The 17,884-nt window shown below is 65.5% G+C and carries 14 protein-coding genes, 1 tRNA gene and 1 pseudogene; 10 read left to right on the forward strand and 6 right to left on the reverse strand.

The features are described from left to right. Nucleotides 1-9: 9 nt before the first annotated feature. Together NG900_RS16720 and NG900_RS16725 are read right to left on the reverse strand one after the other, a co-directional pair. Nucleotides 10-1,671, reverse strand: coding sequence for a nitrite/sulfite reductase (locus tag NG900_RS16720; RefSeq protein ID WP_252682489.1), 1,662 nt, complete (start codon nucleotides 1,669-1,671; stop codon nucleotides 10-12). Nucleotides 1,672-1,799: 128 nt separating this feature from the next. Continuing rightward, a complete protein-coding gene (locus NG900_RS16725) occupies nucleotides 1,800-2,573 on the reverse strand; it encodes a sulfite exporter TauE/SafE family protein (protein WP_252682490.1) in 774 nt (257 codons plus the stop codon). Between the two features lie 162 nt (nucleotides 2,574-2,735). On the opposite strand from NG900_RS16725, the gene NG900_RS16730 reads away from it, so the two are divergent. The 7 genes from NG900_RS16730 to NG900_RS16760 all read left to right on the forward strand — a co-directional run bounded on the left by NG900_RS16730 (nucleotide 2,736) and on the right by NG900_RS16760 (nucleotide 9,741). Next, nucleotides 2,736-3,677, forward strand: coding sequence for a CysB family HTH-type transcriptional regulator (locus tag NG900_RS16730; RefSeq protein WP_252682491.1), 942 nt, complete (start codon nucleotides 2,736-2,738; stop codon nucleotides 3,675-3,677). 35 nt (nucleotides 3,678-3,712) lie between these two features. Further along, nucleotides 3,713-4,903 carry an ABC transporter substrate-binding protein gene (locus NG900_RS16735; RefSeq protein ID WP_252682492.1) on the forward strand — a complete coding sequence of 397 codons (1,191 nt, stop codon included), beginning with the start codon at nucleotides 3,713-3,715 and terminating at the stop codon, nucleotides 4,901-4,903. Nucleotides 4,904-4,916: 13 nt separating this feature from the next. Beyond that, on the forward strand, nucleotides 4,917-5,801 hold the full coding sequence (locus NG900_RS16740; RefSeq protein WP_252682493.1) for an NAD(P)-dependent oxidoreductase: 885 nt from the start codon (nucleotides 4,917-4,919) through the stop codon (nucleotides 5,799-5,801). Nucleotides 5,802-5,871: 70 nt separating this feature from the next. Then, nucleotides 5,872-5,956 (forward strand) — tRNA-Leu (locus tag NG900_RS16745). Between the two features lie 201 nt (nucleotides 5,957-6,157). After that, nucleotides 6,158-8,017: a dihydroxy-acid dehydratase gene (gene ilvD / locus NG900_RS16750; RefSeq protein ID WP_252682494.1), complete on the forward strand. Its 1,860-nt coding sequence runs from the start codon at nucleotides 6,158-6,160 to the stop codon at nucleotides 8,015-8,017. Between the two features lie 149 nt (nucleotides 8,018-8,166). Further along, nucleotides 8,167-9,030, forward strand: coding sequence for an ion transporter (locus NG900_RS16755; RefSeq protein ID WP_252682495.1), 864 nt, complete (start codon nucleotides 8,167-8,169; stop codon nucleotides 9,028-9,030). Between the two features lie 216 nt (nucleotides 9,031-9,246). Then, nucleotides 9,247-9,741 (forward strand): GlcG/HbpS family heme-binding protein, encoded by a 495-nt coding sequence (locus NG900_RS16760; RefSeq protein WP_252682496.1) that lies wholly within the window; start codon nucleotides 9,247-9,249, stop codon nucleotides 9,739-9,741. A gap of 55 nt (nucleotides 9,742-9,796) precedes the next feature. Here the strand turns inward: NG900_RS16760 and NG900_RS16765 are convergent, their stop codons facing one another. Further along, a complete protein-coding gene (locus NG900_RS16765; protein WP_252682497.1) occupies nucleotides 9,797-10,999 on the reverse strand; it encodes an MFS transporter in 1,203 nt (400 codons plus the stop codon). A 326-nt stretch (nucleotides 11,000-11,325) separates the two neighbouring features. Here NG900_RS16765 and NG900_RS16770 point away from each other — a divergent pair, with 326 nt between their 5' ends. Beyond that, nucleotides 11,326-11,766 (forward strand): MarR family winged helix-turn-helix transcriptional regulator, encoded by a 441-nt coding sequence (locus tag NG900_RS16770; protein WP_252682498.1) that lies wholly within the window; start codon nucleotides 11,326-11,328, stop codon nucleotides 11,764-11,766. A gap of 4 nt (nucleotides 11,767-11,770) precedes the next feature. Then, nucleotides 11,771-13,585 carry a chloride channel protein gene (locus tag NG900_RS16775; RefSeq protein WP_252682499.1) on the forward strand — a complete coding sequence of 605 codons (1,815 nt, stop codon included), beginning with the start codon at nucleotides 11,771-11,773 and terminating at the stop codon, nucleotides 13,583-13,585. Between the two features lie 181 nt (nucleotides 13,586-13,766). On the opposite strand, the pseudogene NG900_RS26760 reads toward NG900_RS16775, so the two are convergent. The 3 genes and pseudogenes from NG900_RS26760 to NG900_RS16790 form a co-directional block, all read right to left on the reverse strand. Then, nucleotides 13,767-13,856, reverse strand: a pseudogene (locus NG900_RS26760) (hypothetical protein); the annotation flags it as partial. Between the two features lie 163 nt (nucleotides 13,857-14,019). Next, nucleotides 14,020-15,684, reverse strand: coding sequence for a sensor domain-containing diguanylate cyclase (locus tag NG900_RS16785; protein WP_252682500.1), 1,665 nt, complete (start codon nucleotides 15,682-15,684; stop codon nucleotides 14,020-14,022). Nucleotide 15,685: 1 nt separating this feature from the next. After that, on the reverse strand, nucleotides 15,686-16,651 hold the full coding sequence (locus tag NG900_RS16790) for an NAD-dependent epimerase/dehydratase family protein (protein WP_420804163.1): 966 nt from the start codon (nucleotides 16,649-16,651) through the stop codon (nucleotides 15,686-15,688). 105 nt (nucleotides 16,652-16,756) lie between these two features. On the opposite strand from NG900_RS16790, the gene NG900_RS16795 reads away from it, so the two are divergent. Further along, on the forward strand, nucleotides 16,757-17,806 hold the full coding sequence (locus NG900_RS16795; protein ID WP_252682502.1) for a CDP-6-deoxy-delta-3,4-glucoseen reductase: 1,050 nt from the start codon (nucleotides 16,757-16,759) through the stop codon (nucleotides 17,804-17,806). Nucleotides 17,807-17,884: the final 78 nt, after the last annotated feature.

Here is a 17,884-nt window from a genome sequence, read left to right on the forward strand (position 1 = left end):
CCTCGGCGTTCAGGCTTCTTCACGGGCGTAGACACGTTCCTTGAACGGGGCCATGCCGATGCGGTGGTAGGTGTCGATGAAGCGTTCGTCTTCCGTGCGATTGGCGACGAAGGTGTCGATGATGCGTTCGATCACGTCGGGCATTTCTTCGGCCTTGAACGACGGGCCGATGATCTTGCCGATCGCGGAGTCGTTGCCCTGCGCACCGCCCAGCGACACCTGGTACCACTCTTCTTCGTGCTTATCGACACCCAGGATGCCGATGTTGCCGACGTGGTGGTGACCGCACGAGTTGATGCAACCCGAGATGTTGAGCGAGAGCTCGCCCAGGTCGTGCACGTAATCAAGATCGTCGAAACGCGCTTGAATCGCCTGAGCGATGGGGATCGACTTGGCATTGGCCAGCGAGCAGAAATCGCCGCCCGGGCACGCGATGATGTCGGTCAGCAGGCCGATGTTGGCGGTGGCCATGCCGTGTTCCTTGGCGAGTTGCCACAGGTCGAACAGGTCGCGCTTCTTCGCGTCCGGCAGGATCAGGTTCTGCTCGTGCGCCACGCGCAGTTCGCCAAAGCCGAAGCGCTCGGACCAGTCGGCCACCAGCGCCATCTGTTCGGCCGTCGCATCGCCCGGGGGCAATGCCGCACCCGGCTTGAGCGACAGCGTGACAGCGGCATAGCCCGGCACGCGGTGCGGATGCACGTTGCGGCTCACCCACCGCGCGAACGCCTTGTTCTCGAGCAGTGCCTTTTCATAGGCGGCGTCGGTGTCTGGCAGCTTTTCATACGCGGGCGGCGCGAAGAATTGCGCGACGCGGTCAAACTCGGCCTGCGTGATGGTCGACGGGCCGTCCTTGATGTGCTGCCACTCTTCTTCCACCTGGCGGGCGAATTCTTCCGCGCCGATGGCCTTCACGAGAATCTTGATGCGCGCCTTGTACTTGTTGTCGCGGCGGCCGTAGCGGTTGTACACGCGGATGGCAGCCTCGATGTACGACAGCATGTGCTGCCAAGGCAGGTCTTCCTTGATGATCGCGCCCAGGATCGGGGTACGGCCCATGCCGCCGCCGGCCAGGATGCGCAGCAGCGTCTGGCCGTCCTTTTCATAGGCGTAGACGCCGATGTCGTGCAGTTGCGTGACGGCGCGGTCTTCGCGCGATGCCGAGATGGCGATCTTGAACTTGCGCGGCAGGAAGGCGAATTCAGGGATGAACGTCGACCATTGGCGCAGGATTTCCGCCAGCGGGCGCGCATCGATCACCTCGTCCGGTGCCACACCCGCAAACTGATCGGTCGTGATGTTGCGGATGCAGTTGCCCGAGGTCTGGATGGCGTGCATTTCCACCGAGGCCAGCTTGGCCAGGATGTCCGGCACCTGCTCCAGCTCGATCCAGTTGTACTGGATGTTCTGGCGCGTGCTGAAGTGGCCATAGCCGCGGTCGTGCTCGGCGGCGATATGGCTGAGCATGCGCATCTGGTTGGCACGCAGGTGGCCGTACGGAATCGCCACGCGCAGCATGTAGGCGTGGCGCTGGTAGTACAGGCCGTTCTGCAGGCGCAGCGGCAGGAATTCTTCTTCCGTCAGTTCGCCCGAGATACGGCGGCGCACCTGGTCGCGGAACTGCTCAACGCGGTCGGCGACGAGGCGGTGATCGTAAGCGTCGTATTGGTACATGACTGTTCAGTCCAATCCGGCTGGGCCGGCATGCGATTCAATTGGGGGAAAGCGATTTGTTATGTGGCTGCTGCCGTCGGTTCAACGACAGCAGCAACAACCAAGCAGGGGCGGCATCAAGTCATGCATCACGACACCAGCTTGATGGCCGTGATCGTCAGCGTGGCGGCGAGCGCGCCGCGCACCAGACGTTCCGGCAGATTCTTGGACAGGCGCGCGCCCAGCCAGATACCCGGAATGGAGCCCACCAGCAGCGAAAGCAGCAGATTCCAGTCGATCGTGCCCAGGTACATGTGGCCCAGGCCTGCGACGGCGGTCAGCGGCACGGCGTAGGCGATGTCAGTGCCGGCCACTTCGGCGCTCTTCAAGTCGGGGTACAGGATGAGGATGAGCGTCGCGCCCACGGCCCCGGCGCCGATGGACGACACCGTCACCAGCACGCCCAGCACCACACCGACGATCACCGTGGCCACGGCCAGCGTGGTGCCTTGCAGGCGATAGCGCGGATGCTGGGCCAGCCAGCCCAGCACGCGCTGGCGGAACAGCAGCGAAATCACAGTCAGGATGACCGACACACCAATCGTCACGCGAATGATGTGCATCCACTCAGCATCGAGGTTGCCCACGCTCTTGAGCACCAGCACCGTCACCAGCGCGGCGGGCAGGCTACCCAGGCAGAGGCGCTTGACGATGTCCCAGCGAATATGGCCGTGGCTGCGGTGCGCGATCGTACCGACACCCTTGGTCAGCGAGGCAAAGGCCAAGTCAGTGCCCACTGCGGTGGCCGGCGAGAAGCCGAACATCAGCGTCAGCAGCGGGGTCATCAGGGAACCGCCGCCCACGCCTGTCAGGCCGACCAGCAGGCCGACCAACAAACCGGAAACCGTATAAGCAAGCGTCATGGCGCGGGGGGACGGGACAGTGAGGGCGTGTTATCACGAAGTTCGAGCATCGTAATGAACTGGCCTCATATCCCAAACCAATAAAAAATTGTTTGTTTATATGGTGTCGGTTATAAGTAGCGCTCTGATCGCTCGCTTTTCTTCGCATCCGATCGTGCAGCCATGAACCTTCATCAATTTCGCTTCGTTCGCGAAGCCGTGCGGCAGAAATTCAACCTGACCGAGGCGGCAAAAGCGCTTTACACATCACAGCCAGGCGTCTCCAAGGCCATTATCGAGCTGGAAGAGGAGCTGGGTGTCGATATCTTCACACGACACGGCAAGCGCATCCGGGGTCTCACGGAACCGGGCCGGCGCATCCTGGCCTCGGTCGAACGTGTGCTGGAAGAGGTTGAAACCCTGAAGCGCGTGGGCAAGGACTACGCCGCGCAGGACCAGGGCAACTTCACCATCGCCACGACGCACACGCAGGCGCGGTACGCCCTGCCCAAGGCGATTGCCGAGTTCACCCGCCGGTACCCGAAGGTGCGCCTGTCCATTCAGCAGGGCACACCCGCGCAGATTGCCGAGATGGTGCTGCACGATCAGGCCGACATCGCCATCGCCACCGAAGGCATGTCGCACGTAAAGGATCTGATCTCCATTCCGGGCTACCAGTGGCAGCACGTGGTGGTAACGCCACCTGACCACCCGCTGCTCTCGCGCCAGCACCTGACGCTGGAAGACCTGAAGGGCTACCCGATCATCACGTACGACCACCACTTTGCCGGCCGCCCCAAGATCGACCACGCCTTCGAACTGCGCCAGATCAAGCCCGACATCGTGCTGGAAGCCATCGACGCCGACGTCATCAAGACCTACGTGGAAGTGGGCCTGGGCGTGGGCATCGTGGCCGGTGTCGCCTTCGATGCGGAGCGCGACCGCAACCTGCGCGCCATTCCGGCCGGGCACCTGTTCGGCACCAACGTCACGCACCTGGGCATCAAGCAGGGGGCGTACTTGCGTGGCTTCGTCTACACCTTCATCGAACTGTTCGCGCCGACGCTCACGCGCAAGCTGGTCGAACAATTGATGTCCGGCGATCACGAAGCGTACGAGCTCTGATTTTCGCCTGCCCCCCTGAATTTTCCGGAGACCTCATGACGATCCGACGTCGCCGCTTGTTCGACCGTTTGTGCAGCCTGGCGCTCATTGCCAGCGCGGCCGCAATTGCCCTGACGGCCCTGCCCGCCCGCGCCGATATTCGCGTGGGCGTGGTCCTGTCGACCACCGGCCCGGCTGCCGCCATCGGCATCCCCAGCAAAAACACCGTGCAGATGTGGCCCGCCACCATCGGCGGCCAGCGCGCCCAGGTCATCATCCTGGACGATGCGTCCGACCCCTCGATGGCGGTGCGCAATGTGCGCAAGCTGATCGCCGAGGACAAGGTGGACGTGATCGTCGGCCCGACGATCGTGCCGACGGCGCTGGCCTCGCTCGATGCCGTAGCCGAGGGGCAGACGCCGATGATCACGCTGGCCGCCTCGGCCGCCATCGTCGAGCCGCAGGATGCCAAGCGCCACTGGGCCTTCAAGATGCCGCAGAACGACTCGCAGATGGCGACGCTGGTGACGCAGCACATGGCGGACAACGGCGTGCACACCGTCGGTTTTATCGGCTTTACGGATGCGTACGGCGAGAGCTGGTGGCGTGAATTCTCGAAGCTGGCGGACGTGCGCAAGCTGAAAGTGGTCGCCAACGAGCGCTTTGCGCGCACCGATACCAGCGTGACCGGCCAGATCCTCAAGCTGATGGCCGCTAAGCCGGATGCCATCCTGATTGCCGGGGCCGGCACGCCCGCCGCATTGCCGCAGCGCACGCTGGTCGAGCGAGGCTACAAGGGCCGCATCTATCAGACGCACGGCATCGCCAGCACCGAATTCCTGAAGGTGGGCGGCAAGGACGTGGAAGGCACGCTCTTCCCGACCGGCCCGGTGGTGGTGGCGCGTGAGTTGCCGGCCAGCCATCCGGTGCGCAAGGTGGCCGTCGAATTTGCCGATCGCTACGAAGCCAAGTACGGCCCCAACACCGTCACGCAATTTGCGGGCGATGCCTGGGGCGCGTGGCAGTTGCTCGACAACGCGACGGCGCGCGCGCTCAAGACCGGCGCCAAGCCGGGCACCCCCGCCTTCCGCGCCGCCCTGCGTGATGCGCTGGAAACCACCCAGAACCTGACTGTGCCCAACGGCGTGCTGAACCTGAATGCCCAGGATCACCAAGGCTTCGACCAGCGCTCGCGCGTGATGGGCATCATCAAGAACGGCCGCTTCGCTTACGCCGGCCCGAAGTAAAGAGAGACACGCAATGACACGTATCGCCTTCATCGGCCTCGGCAACATGGGTTCGCCGATGGTCCAGCACCTGATTGCCGCCGGCCACACGGTCCGCGCCTACGTGCGCCGCCCCGAAGCCGCCGACCACGCCCGCGCCATCGGCGCCGAGCCGTGCAGCACGCCCGCTGAAGCCGCACGCGACGCCGAGGTCATCTTCACCAACGTCACCTCCACCGCCGATGTGGAAGGCGTGCTGCTGGGGCCGGACGGCGTCATCCACGGTGCACCGCGCGGCGCGGTGTGCATCGACCACAGCACGATCTCCGCCGTGGCCACGCGCCGCATTGCGGCCGAGCTGGAAGCGGCGGGCCTGGAATGCCTGGATGCGCCGGTCTCCGGCGGCACGGCGGGCGCGCAAAAGGCCACGCTGTCGATCATGGTGGGTGGCAAGCCCGAGGTGCTCGAGCGCGTGCGTCCGCTGCTGCAACTGCTGGGCACGACCATCACGTATATCGGCGACCATGGTTCGGGCCAGGTTGCCAAGGCGTGCAACCAGATCGTGCAGGTCATCAACATCCAGGGCATTGCCGAGGCCATGCTGTTTGCGCGCGCCCAGGGCACCGACCCGTCGCGCGTGCTGGCCGCCATCGGCCCAGGTTTTGCCGGCAGCCGCATGCTCGACATGATGGGCCCCAAGATGGCCGAGCGAAACTTTGCCGCCGGCATCGAGGCGCGCCTGCACGACAAGGACTTCGGCCTCGTGCGTGAGATCGCCCAGGAGCTCGGCCTGCAGATGCCGGCGATGGAGCTTGTCGCCTCGCAGCTCAACACGCTGGTCGCCAACGGGTGGGGGTATGACGATACGGCATCACTGCTGCGTGTGCTTGAGGTGCAGAACGAACGCGAGGCAGGTTGATTGCGCTCCCCCCGGCCCGCCTTGTTTGGCTCGCCGGACTTCTGGCATAATTGCTGGCTCAGCAGTACTAGCCCGAGTGGTGAAATTGGTAGACGCAGGGGACTCAAAATCCCCCGCCGCAAGGCGTGCCGGTTCGATTCCGGCCTCGGGCACCAGATTCGAAGCCGCTTCTGTTCACGCAGAAGCGGCTTTTTCATTGGCGCCGCCGCTCTGATGTACCGCCGGCACCCCGCTGCGCCCGGCGTGGGATAATGCCGGTTTTGCCCCGGGCGCGGCTCAAGAGGTTGATCGCACGGGCGCGCGAGGGCCTTTATCCGCGTGGCCCGCCCCACCATCGACTTTCTTCAGCACCCAAAATGCCCGCATACCGCTCCAAAACCTCCACCGCCGGCCGCAACATGGCAGGTGCGCGCTCGCTGTGGCGCGCCACCGGCATGAAAGACGAAGACTTTCAGAAGCCGATCATCGCGGTGGTCAACTCGTTCACCCAGTTCGTGCCCGGCCACGTGCACCTGAAAGACCTGGGCCAACTCGTCGCGCGCGAGATCGAAGCCGCGGGCGGTGTGGCCAAGGAATTCAACACCATCGCCGTCGATGACGGCATCGCCATGGGCCACGACGGCATGCTGTATTCGCTGCCGAGCCGCGAGATCATTGCCGACTCCGTCGAATACATGGTCAACGCGCACTGTGCCGATGCCATGGTCTGCATCTCCAACTGCGACAAGATCACCCCGGGCATGCTGATGGCCGCGATGCGCCTGAACATCCCCGTGATCTTCGTGTCGGGCGGCCCGATGGAAGCGGGCAAGACGCGCCTGGCCAACCCCGTCACCAAGGCGGTCGAATTCAAGAAACTCGACCTGATCGACGCGATGGTGATCGCCGCCGACAGCAAGTATTCCGACGAAGAAGTCGCGGAAGTCGAACGCTCCGCTTGTCCGACCTGCGGTTCGTGCTCGGGCATGTTCACGGCCAACTCGATGAACTGCCTGACCGAAGCACTGGGCCTGTCGTTGCCGGGCAACGGCACCGTGGTCGCTACGCACGCAGACCGCGAACAGCTCTTCAAGCGCGCCGGCCACCGCATCGTTGAACTGGCCCGCCAGTACTACGAACAGGAAGACGAGCGCGTGCTGCCGCGCTCGGTAGGCTTCAAGGCGTTCGAGAACGCCATGACGCTGGACATCGCCATGGGCGGTTCGACCAACACGATCCTGCACCTGCTGGCCGTTGCGCAGGAGGCTGGCATTAACTTCACGATGGCCGACATCGACCGCCTGTCGCGCGTCGTGCCGCAGCTGTGCAAGGTGGCGCCGAACACGAACAAGTACCACATCGAAGATGTGCATCGTGCAGGCGGCATCATGGCCATCCTGGGCGAGCTGGACCGCGCCGGCAAACTGCACACCGACGTGCCGACCGTGCACACGCCCACGATGAAGGACGCGCTGGACCAGTGGGACATCGTCCGCACGTCCGACGAAGCCGTGCAGACGTTCTACCGCGCAGGCCCGGCCGGCATTCCGACGCAGGTGGCATTCAGCCAGAGCACGCGCTGGCCGAGCCTGGACCTCGACCGTGCGGAAGGCTGCATCCGCTCGTACGAGCACGCGTTCTCGAAGGAAGGCGGCCTGGCTGTGCTGACGGGCAACATCGCGCTCGACGGCTGCGTGGTGAAGACCGCTGGCGTGGACGACAGCATCCTCGTGTTCGAAGGCACGGCCCACGTGACGGAGTCGCAAGACGAAGCGGTCGAGAACATCCTCGCCGACAAGGTCAAGGCCGGCGACGTGGTGATCGTGCGCTACGAAGGCCCGAAGGGCGGCCCCGGCATGCAGGAGATGCTCTACCCGACGAGCTACATCAAATCCAAGGGCCTGGGCAAAGCGTGCGCGCTGCTGACGGATGGCCGCTTCTCGGGCGGCACGTCGGGCCTGTCGATCGGCCACTGCTCGCCGGAAGCGGCGGCTGGCGGCGCGATCGGCCTCGTGCGCGATGGTGACAAGATCCGCATCGACATCCCCAACCGCACGATCAACGTGCTGGTCTCGGATGAAGAACTCGCGCGTCGCCGCGAAGAGCAGAACGCCAAGGGCTGGAAGCCGGCCAAGCCGCGCACGCGCAAGGTGTCGGCGGCGCTCAAGGCGTATGCCAAGCTGGTCATGTCGGCCGACAAGGGCGCCGTACGCGACCTGTCGCTGCTCGACGACTGACGTTGCGGCGGGCCACTTGCCCATCGCTGCCGAAGCCGCTCTCCGGAGCGGCTTTTTCTTTGGCAAAGCGGTCGAACCGTGACGACAGGTTCGGCCAAATCAGTCGGTTCCGATATGCGTTACGACTTGTGCCTTCTACAGTCGCCCGCATGAAGACATCGATCCGAAAACTTGTGAGCATCGTGCGCCACGCCGCAAGCGATGCCGTCAGCCCGGCGCGGTTCCAACGCAACCTCGACATCGTGGTGCTGGGGCTCATCGTTGCCAGCGTGCTCGTCGTGATGGCCGACAGCGTGAAGGAGCTTCACGTGCAGTACGGCCAGGCGCTGTATGTGGCCGAATGGGCGTTCACGCTGCTGTTCACGGCTGAGTATCTGTTCCGCCTGCTCACGGCGCCCAAGCCCATCGCCTATGCGCGCAGCTTCTTCGGCATCGTCGATCTCGTGTCGGTGCTGCCGACCTATCTCGCGTTCTTCTTCCCCGGCCTGCACGCGCTGATTGACGTGCGCCTGCTGCGACTGTTGCGCGTGTTCCGCATCCTGGGGCTATCGATCTATCTGGAGGAAGGGCATGCGCTGATTCGCGCGCTGACCCGTGCACGCCGCAAAATCTTCGTCTTCATCGGCGGGATGTTCGTGCTGGTCGTCATCCTCGGCACGGTGATCTATCTCGTGGAAGGGCCGGAGAACGGCATCACGAGCATTCCCGTGGGCGTGTACTGGGCAGCGGTGACGATGAGCACCACCGGCTACGGCGACCTGACCCCGCAGACGCCGCTCGGCCGGCTGATCACGTCGTGCGCGATCCTGCTGGGCTACGGCATCATCGCGTTCCCCACCGGCATCATGGGCGCGGAACTCGTGGCCACCGCGCTGGAGCGCCATCGTCCGCAGAACGCGCCCGCCGAGGCCGATCTGCCGCGATGCCCGTATTGCGGAGGCGCAGTCTCCACGCCGGAGTCAAGCGCGGCTTGCTCGGCCCCGGAGGCAGCCGCACCGCGCGATCGCGGCTAGGTAGCGCGCAAGAGCCTAGCGGCGCGGCCCCGCAAGATCGGACGATTCTCATTTTCCCGCGTCACAGGCTGTCACACACTGAAGGCATCCATCGGCCCCGCCATGATTGGTCGCACGAGCCCACGACGGGCGTGCCTTGAAAAACCACGGGCGGTTCCTCCCCAAGCCGCCGACGGCGCGGGGCCGGCCTTTCAGTGAACCCCTTCAGGAGTCTTCATGATGATTCGTTCTGCTTCTGCCCTGGCGGCAATCGCACTCACCACGCTGGCGGGTACCGCATCGGCGCAAGCGCTGCAAGAAAAGAATCTGCCGATGAGCGTGGCTGCCGAGATCGCCCAGCAGACCATCCAGGCTTGTGCGGCAGACCACTACAACGTCGCCGTGACCGTGCTGGACCGCACCGGCGTGCCGCGCGCCGTGCTGCGTGCCGACAACGCCGGCCTCCATACCGTAGACGCGTCGCGCCGCAAAGCCTACACGGCCCTGTCGACGCGCACCCCGACGGCCAAGATGGCGGAGAACATCCAGAAGAACCCGGCGCAGGCGCAACTGACGTCGATCGACGGCTTCCTGGTCCTGGGTGGCGGCGTGCCCATCAAGGCTGGCGACGAGGTAATCGGTGCCGTTGGCGTGGGCGGCGCGCCGAGCGGCCAACTGGATGAAGCCTGCGCGTTGAAGGCCATCGAGAAGGTCCAGGCAAAGCTGATGTAACCGCCAAGCACTCAACAAACGAGGCCAAGTCATTGCTTGGCCTTTTTCATGCATGTCACGGGTTCATGACCACGCGCGTGCGGCGCTGCGCGAGCTGCAGGCCGACCAGTGCAAGACCTGCCGCCGCAATCACCGCCCCCACCACCGGCACAGCCGCATAGCCGAAGCCAGCCGAGATGGCCACGCCGCCCGCAGCAGCGCCCAGTGCATTACCGAGATTGAACGCACCCACGTTGACCGACGACGCCAGCCCCGGCGCCTCGGCCGCGGCGCGCATCACGCGCATCTGCAGCGGCGGCACGACGGCGAAGGTAGCAATGCCCCATACCAGCAATGCCAGCGCCGCACCCGCATGCGTTTTGGCCAGCACAGGGAAGGCAAGCATCGTCACGATCAGCAGGATCAGGAAGCCGATCAGGCTGCCGTCGAGCGAGCGATCCGCCAGGCGGCCACCCGCGATATTGCCGATCGAAAAGCCGATGCCAATCAGCACCAGCATGGCCGTCACGAATGCAGGCGCGGCGCCAGTCAGATGAGCAAGCGTGGGGGCGACGTACGTGTAAAGCGTGAACATCGCACCGGCGCCTAGCATCGTGGTGGCCAGCGCGCCGAGCACGACGGGCCGCGTCAGCACCGCAAGTTCCGCGCGCAGGTTGGGCATCTTGCCGGCGTCACCCTTGGGCAGCGCGGCAAACAACCCCGCAATGGCGATCAAACCCAGGCTGGCCGTAGCGGCAAACGACATGCGCCAACCGATCATCTGACCGAGCCACGTTGCCGCGGGCACACCGCCCACATTGGCGATCGTCAGGCCCATGAACATCGTCGCCACGGCGCTCGCCTGCTTTTCGCGCGGCACGAGGCTGGCGGCCACCACCGAGCCGAGCCCAAAGAACGCACCGTGGTTGAGGCTGGTGACGAGCCGCGCGAGCAGCAGCGTCGTGTAATCCGGCGCGATGGCCGATAGCAGGTTGCCGATGGTGAAGATGCTCATCAGCGCGATCAGCGCCTTGCGGCGCGGCCAGCGCGCGAGCAGCAGCGTCATTACCGGCGCGCCCACCATCACGCCGATGGCGTAGGCGCTGATCAGCATGCCGGCCTGCGGAATCGACACGTGCACGCCATCGGCAATCACGGGCAGCAGGCCCATCGGCGAAAACTCGGTGGTCCCGATGCCGAACGCGCCGGCCGCGAGTGCGATCAACGGTAGCGTGGCGCTGCGGCGCGCATGGCTGGTGGAAACAGTGGTGGGGTTCATGCGACAGACTCCAATGCACAGATAGAAACGGGCTGGATTTTTTGCCAACGTCTCGCAAACGTTTGAGCAAGCAAACGAAAAACGGCGCAAATACGGCCCGATCGCGCCGATGAGGGCGGAAGCCCTTTTCAGCGCAATCAGCATGGATGGCAGTGTGCCTGCTCGACTGGTGCCGAAAAACCCGTTGATTGACGAAACAGTCTTGAACGTCAATCAACAATCCGTGCCACTCAGAACGCATTCCTTGTCAGCACTCCAGCGAAGTGACGGCTTTCCCAAATATGTCATGCCGTGATAAATTTCAGCCCGAACCGTTTGATTCCGCCATGTCCAGCCCCGCCTCACGACCGTTGTCCAAGCAGGATTTCGAGAGCCTCTCCGATTTCCGCTACCACCTGCGCCGCTTCCTGCGTGCGTCTGAAGACCTGATCCACGCCAAGGGCATCACGCCGCTGCAGTATCAGCTGCTGCTGCACGTCAAGGGCTATGCCGGGCGCGAGTGGGCCACTGTTGGCGAGCTGGCCGAGCGCCTGCAGGCGTCACCGCACGGCACCGCGGCGCTGGTCACGCGCTGCGAAGAGGCCGGCCTCGTGGAGCGCCACCCGAGCGACACCGACGCGCGCCAGGTGGAGGTCCACCTCTCAAAAAAGGGCGATCGCCTCGTCGCGCTGCTGGCCGCGCTGCACCAGAGCGAGCTGTCGGCCTTCAGCCGCGCTTTCAAGATCCCTCACCTCGAACAACCCGTCGAACCATCCGCCGGGCAGTAACGCCATGCAAACCCTCGAGCACCAGCATCGGCGCGACTTTGCGACCGACACCACGCTGTTCCGCACCACAGCGCTGGCGGTCGTGATTGCTGCGTTCGCCACGCTGGCGGCGGTCGCGCTGCTCAACCTGATCCGCTTCTTCACCAACCTGTTCTTCTTCCAGACGCTGTCGCTGGCAGACCGCTCGCCGGCGGCCAACACGCTGGGGGCGTGGGTGATCGTAGTGCCGCTCGTCGGCGGTCTGATCGTCGGGCTGATGGCGCGCTTCGGCTCGGAGAAGATCCGTGGCCACGGCATCCCCGAGGCCATCGAGGCCATCCTCTTCGGCAAGAGCAGGATGTCGCCCAAGGTGGCGGTGCTCAAGCCGCTGTCGTCGGGCATTGTGATCGGCAGCGGCGGGCCCTTCGGCGCAGAAGGCCCGATCATCATGACGGGCGGCGCGATCGGCTCATTGTTCGCGCAGTTCTTCAAGCTGACGGCGGCCGAGCGCAAAACGCTGCTGGTGGCCGGTGCCACGGCGGGCATGACGGCCGTGTTCGGCACGCCGGTGGCGGCGTTGCTGCTGGCGGTGGAACTGCTGCTGTTCGAATGGCGCCCGCGCAGCATGCTGCCCGTGGCGGTGGCATGCGCGGTGGCCGGTTTCCTGCGCGTGCTGGTGCTGGAGCCCGGCCCGCTGTTCCCGCTGCAAACCACCCCGGCAACCCTGCCCGCGCTGGGCTCGTGCTTGGTCGCCGGGCTGCTGTGCGGCGCGCTGGCGCGCTCGCTGTCGATGGCGCTGTACAAGACGGAAGACCTGTTCGGCCGATTGCCCATTCACTGGATGTGGTGGCCGGCCATCGGCGGCCTAGTGGTGGGCATTGGTGGCTATTTCGAGCCGCGCGCGCTGGGCGTGGGCTACGACGTCATCGGCGACCTGCTGCACAACCACCTGGCCATCCGCGTGGCGCTGGCGCTGCTGGCGGTCAAGGCGGTCATCTGGGTGATCGCGCTGGGCTCGGGCACGTCGGGCGGTGTGCTGGCCCCGCTGCTGATGATGGGTGCAGGCTTGGGTGTGCTGGTCGGCCCAGTCCTGCCCGGCGGCGATCCGGGCCTGTGGCCGCTCGTGTGCATGGCCGCCATGCTGGCCGGCGTGCTGGGCGCCCCGCTCACGGCCATCGTCTTCGCCTTCGGGCTCACGCACGATGTGAATGCACTGCTGCCGATCCTGCTGGCGGTGTCGGTGTCCTACGGCTTTGTCGTGTTGACCATGCCGCGCTCGATCATGACCGAGAAGATCGCACGCCGCGGCTTCCACATCTATCGCGAATACGCGGTCGACCCGCTCGAGCGCCACGCCGTGGATGAAGTGATGACGCGCGCTGTGCAGACCATTGATGCAGACGCCACGCTGGCCGACACCCTCGCCGATCGCTTCGGTGCGCAGCAGGCTCACCGCGCGTTTCCGGTAGTACGCGATGGCATGCTCGTCGGCATGCTCGACCGCGATGCCCTGCTGGCGAGTCAGAAGCGCGGCGCCGTCAACGTGGCCGAACTGTTCGGCGCCAATGCCCCGGTGATGGCGCTGCCGGGCGAAACCTGCCGCATCGTTGCCACGCGCCTAGCAGTGCATGGGCTGGAGCGCCTGCCGGTGGTGGCCGATTCCCAATCGCGGGCGCTGGTCGGCATCGTCTCGCGCAGCGATCTGGTCAAGCCGTCGCTGGCGTTCTTCGACGAGGAACAGCGCCGCGAGCGCTTCCGCCGTGTGCCGCTGTCGGGCACGCGCACGCACCTGGAGCTGCGCCGTCGTCGCAATGGGCGCGCCGGCCGGGCAGCGCGTTAAGGCGCAACCAGCTTAGTGCAGGACGAGTTAGACGCGCCGATTCTTCGCGCGGCCGTGCTCGTTCTCGTTGCTGGCCACCGGCGCCAGCGATGCCACACACCCTTGCCCGACAGCCGCGCCGCGGCAATCCCGTACTGCGACAACAACGCCTTGACCACCGCCTCCGCACGCTGCTGCAACAGGTCCTGGTTGCGCGCGAACGGCCCCGGTTGTCGGTGTGCCCGACGATGAAGACCTTGAGCGCCGGCGCCCCCTTCAGCAATTGCGCCATCTGGTCGAGCTGCGGCTTGGATTCCGCCTTGAGCGTCGCCTTGTCGGTATCGAAATAGACGCCATACGGCGCGACCTTGCCGTCGCTCTGCAGCGCCTTCTGCAGGGCAGCCGGCGCATTGGCCGAGTATAGGAAGCCGTCTGCCCTGTCGTGTTGCGCCGTCTTAACCTGCGATATGCCGATTGCGCCCGCTTTCCTTGGCGCGATACAGCGCCAGATCGGCACGCTTGAGCATCTCCGATGCGGTATCGCCCGGCCGGCAGAGCGTCATGCCCATGCTGACGGTCATCGACAGGCCGGTCGGAAAGCTCTCGTCCGTTTCGGCCACCGCGGCGCGCAGGCGTTCAGCCACTTCGGTGGCGGCGTCCAGCGTCGTGCGGCCCATGACGATGGCGAACTCCTCGCCGCCCAGACGCCCCACCAGATCACCGCTGCGCAGCACCCCCGTGGCGAGCGAGGCAAAGCGCTGCAGTGCCATATCGCCCACCGCGTGGCCCCATGTGTCGTTGATGCGTTTGAAGTGATCCAGATCGGCCAGCACCAATACCAGCGGCTCGGCGCGATTGTGGGCGCGCGTGAGCACCGAATCGAACAGCGCCAAAAAGCGCCGCCGCGTGAGCACACCGGTCAGATGGTCAAAGTGCGCCTCATTGGCAAGAGCGCTGTTGGTGCGCTGCAGACGCTGGTTCAGATGGCGCGTCACACGGTGGTGCTGCCGTTCGCGCACCAGGGACCACGCCACCAGCACGAACGTCACCAGCACGCTCACGAACAGCACGAAGCCGATCGTGCGGTTGCGCGCATGGTTGGCGATCTGCTGACCCCATGCAGGCAGCGGCTCGGCCACCACGACCGTGAGGTCCGCGCTGGCATTGCGCGACACCGTCAGCGATGGCATCGCACTGCCTTGGCGCCAGGCCAGCGTGTCGCGCACTTGAGCGGGCACCCAGGCAGGGACGTCGCGGTGGGCTGTCGCATTGGCTTGATACGGCCACGTCTCGAAGTCGACGCGCTGATAGGCGTTGTAGCGATCGCTGGCGCCCATCTGCTGCAGCCGCGCATCCGGCAGGATCTTGCCGATCAGCGATGCATCGGTCGACAGGATGATCAGCCCATTCGGATCCGTCACCAGCGAGGTCGGATGCGATACCCAGTGCTGCAAGCGCGCGAGGCTCACCTTGGTGCCCATCGCTGCAACGAGGTAGCCGTCGGCGTCATACACGGGAGCGGCAAAGAACAGCCCCGGTATGCCGGTCACCCGCCCCACCGTGAACTGCTCGCCGAGGCCGCCCAGCATCGCCTCCTTCATGTATGGCTGCATGCTCGACTGCACGCCGAGAAACGAATCGCCATGGCCGCCATTGTTGGCCAGCACGACATAGTTTTGCGGGTTGACGACCCACACGTAGTCCAGCCCGAGATTGCCGGCGGTGGCGCTCAGGAAGGCGTTGGTGTCGACCACTTCCCGGTGCGACATCGCCTCTTCGGCGCGAGAGGCCTCGTCCATCAGGTTCCAGCGCCGCGTGTCGACGCGCTTGACCGCGCGCGGGATGGCGTCGATCTGCGCGAGCGTCTGCGGAAGCGCGCGCAGCAGCGCCACGTCGGCCGTGATCTGGTTCGACATCCCTTCTGCCACCTGCGCAGCGAGCTGGCGCCGTGCCTCCACCATCTGCTGCATGTCGCGCGCGCCCATCCCGTCGGCCGCCAGGCAAGCGGCAAACCAGCACAGCGCCACCCCGACCACCGCTCCTGACAGCCACAGCGCCAGCCGCACGGCGCGCGCGCCATGGGCCGACGATGCCGAAGGTGACGGTGCAGGCGCCCTCATGTCAGGCCTCGCTGCCCAGAAAATCCGCGACTGTCGGGTAGCGCAGCGCCACACGCAGCTCGCGCGTCAGGCGTGCATTGCGTAACCGGCGCGATTCGCTCATGAACGACAGCAGCGTCGGCTCGATCTGCGTAACAGCTTCGGCCCGCGAGATGCGCGGCGGTCGCTGCAGGCCCCGCGCATCGGCCACGGCATCAAAGTAGTCGCCCATGCGCAGCTCCGATGCATCACTGGCATGCACGATGCGCTGCGACCGCCCCCGGAACAGCGCGGCAATCAGCGCGCGCGCCAGGTCATCGGCGTGGATGTGGTTGGTGTAGACGTCGTCTTCCGAGCGCAAGGCGGGGGTGCCGCGCTGCAGTCGGGCGACGGGCAGGCGATCAGCCGCGTAAATGCCGGGAATGCGCAGGATCGACGTGCGCCAGCCGCCGCCCGCACCGAACCAGCGCACGCGGCGTTCCGCAGCCACGCGGCGCCGCGCGCGCGCCGTCGTTGGCTTCACCGGGCGGGATTCGGCAACCCAGGCACCCCCCGCGTCGCCGTATACGCCGCTGGTGCTCGCATACACGAACGCACGCGCTTGGAGGCGGGTTTTCAAGCGCCCTATCACACCACCAAGCCTGCGCGCCCGGTCGGGTAAAATGCGACGTTTTGTGGCTCGCGGTATCGGGGCAGGACGCGCCAGCGTGTGCAGCAATGCAGCGGTACGCGGGTCGTCGTTGCCGGCAGTCGGCGGCGGTGCCAGGTGCAGCACGCGCGGGCTTAAACCCCGCAGGCGGCGCAGCGACGCGGCATCGTCCAGATTGGCGACAATCGGCACGGCACCGGCTTCACGCAACGATGCACGGCCCGCCTCGCGCGAGGTGACGGCAAAGACGCGAAAACGCGTGCGCAGCGTCGTCAGGCAGCGTTGGCCGACATCGCCGCAGCCGACGATCAGCACGCGCGGAAGGCCCAGGCGTGGCATAGGTTTGGATGGCAGAGCACCTGTCTGGCTCACCATCGAACGTGCCGCCGGATTTGCCACATTGGGGCGACCAGACACTCTTTTCAACATATTCGGAATTGTAGTATGGCTTACCAGATCAACGTGCTGCCCAGCGGCCGCCAGTTCCAGGCCGAAGACGGCGAGACCATCCTTGCAGCAGCGCTGCGCCAGGGCATCGGCCTGCCGTACGGCTGCAAGAACGGGGCATGCGGCTCGTGCAAGGGCCATGTGCGCGAGGGCTCCATCGTGCAGGGCAACCACTCGCCCAACGCGCTGACGGCGCAGGAAGCCACCGAAGGCCGCGCGCTGTTCTGCTGCGCCACGCCCGCGACGGACGTCACCATTGAAGTGCGCGAAGTGCAAGGCGCCGGCGATGTGCCCATCAAGAAGATTCCGTGCCGCGTGGCCTCGCTGGAAAAGGCCGCGCCGGACGTCACCATCGTCAAGCTGCAACTGCCGGCCACCGAGCGCATGCAATTCCTGGCCGGGCAGTACGTGGAATTCATCCTGCGCGACGGCAAGCGCCGCAGCTACTCGATCGCCAATCCGCCGCACGAAGAAGGCCCGATCGAGCTGCACATCCGCCACATGCCGGGCGGCGCGTTCACCGATTACGTGTTCGGCGCCAAGGAAGGCGCACCGGCCATGAAGGAGCGCGACATCCTGCGCTTCGAAGGGCCGCTGGGCAGCTTCTTCCTGCGTGAAGAATCCGACAAGCCGATCATCCTGCTGGCCTCGGGCACGGGTTTCGCGCCCATCAAGGCCATCGTTGAGCATGCCCAGTTCATCAAGAGCACGCGCCCGATGACGCTGTACTGGGGCGGCCGTCGCCCGCAAGACCTGTACATGCACGCCAAGGCTGAAGAATGGGCGCGCACGATCCCGGGCTTCACCTACGTGCCGGTCGTCTCTAACGCCCTGCCCGAAGACGCCTGGACCGGCCGCACCGGCTTCGTCCACCAGGCGGTGATGGCCGATCACCCCGATCTGTCGAACCACGAGGTCTACGCCTGCGGCGCGCCGGTGGTGATCAACTCGGCGCGCACGGACTTCGCCGCCCAGTGCAAGATGCACCCGGATGCGTTCTTCGCTGATTCGTTCACCTCGGAGGCTGACCTGCACCCGGCTGGCTAAGGGCAGGCTGACCGTTGCACAAATCCAAACCAAGCCGAAATTTCGTTTTGACTTGACTTGGCATCCGTCTTATTCTTG

The organism is Ralstonia soli, from assembly GCF_023955655.1.
Taxonomy (GTDB): Bacteria; Pseudomonadota; Gammaproteobacteria; order Burkholderiales; family Burkholderiaceae; genus Ralstonia; species Ralstonia soli.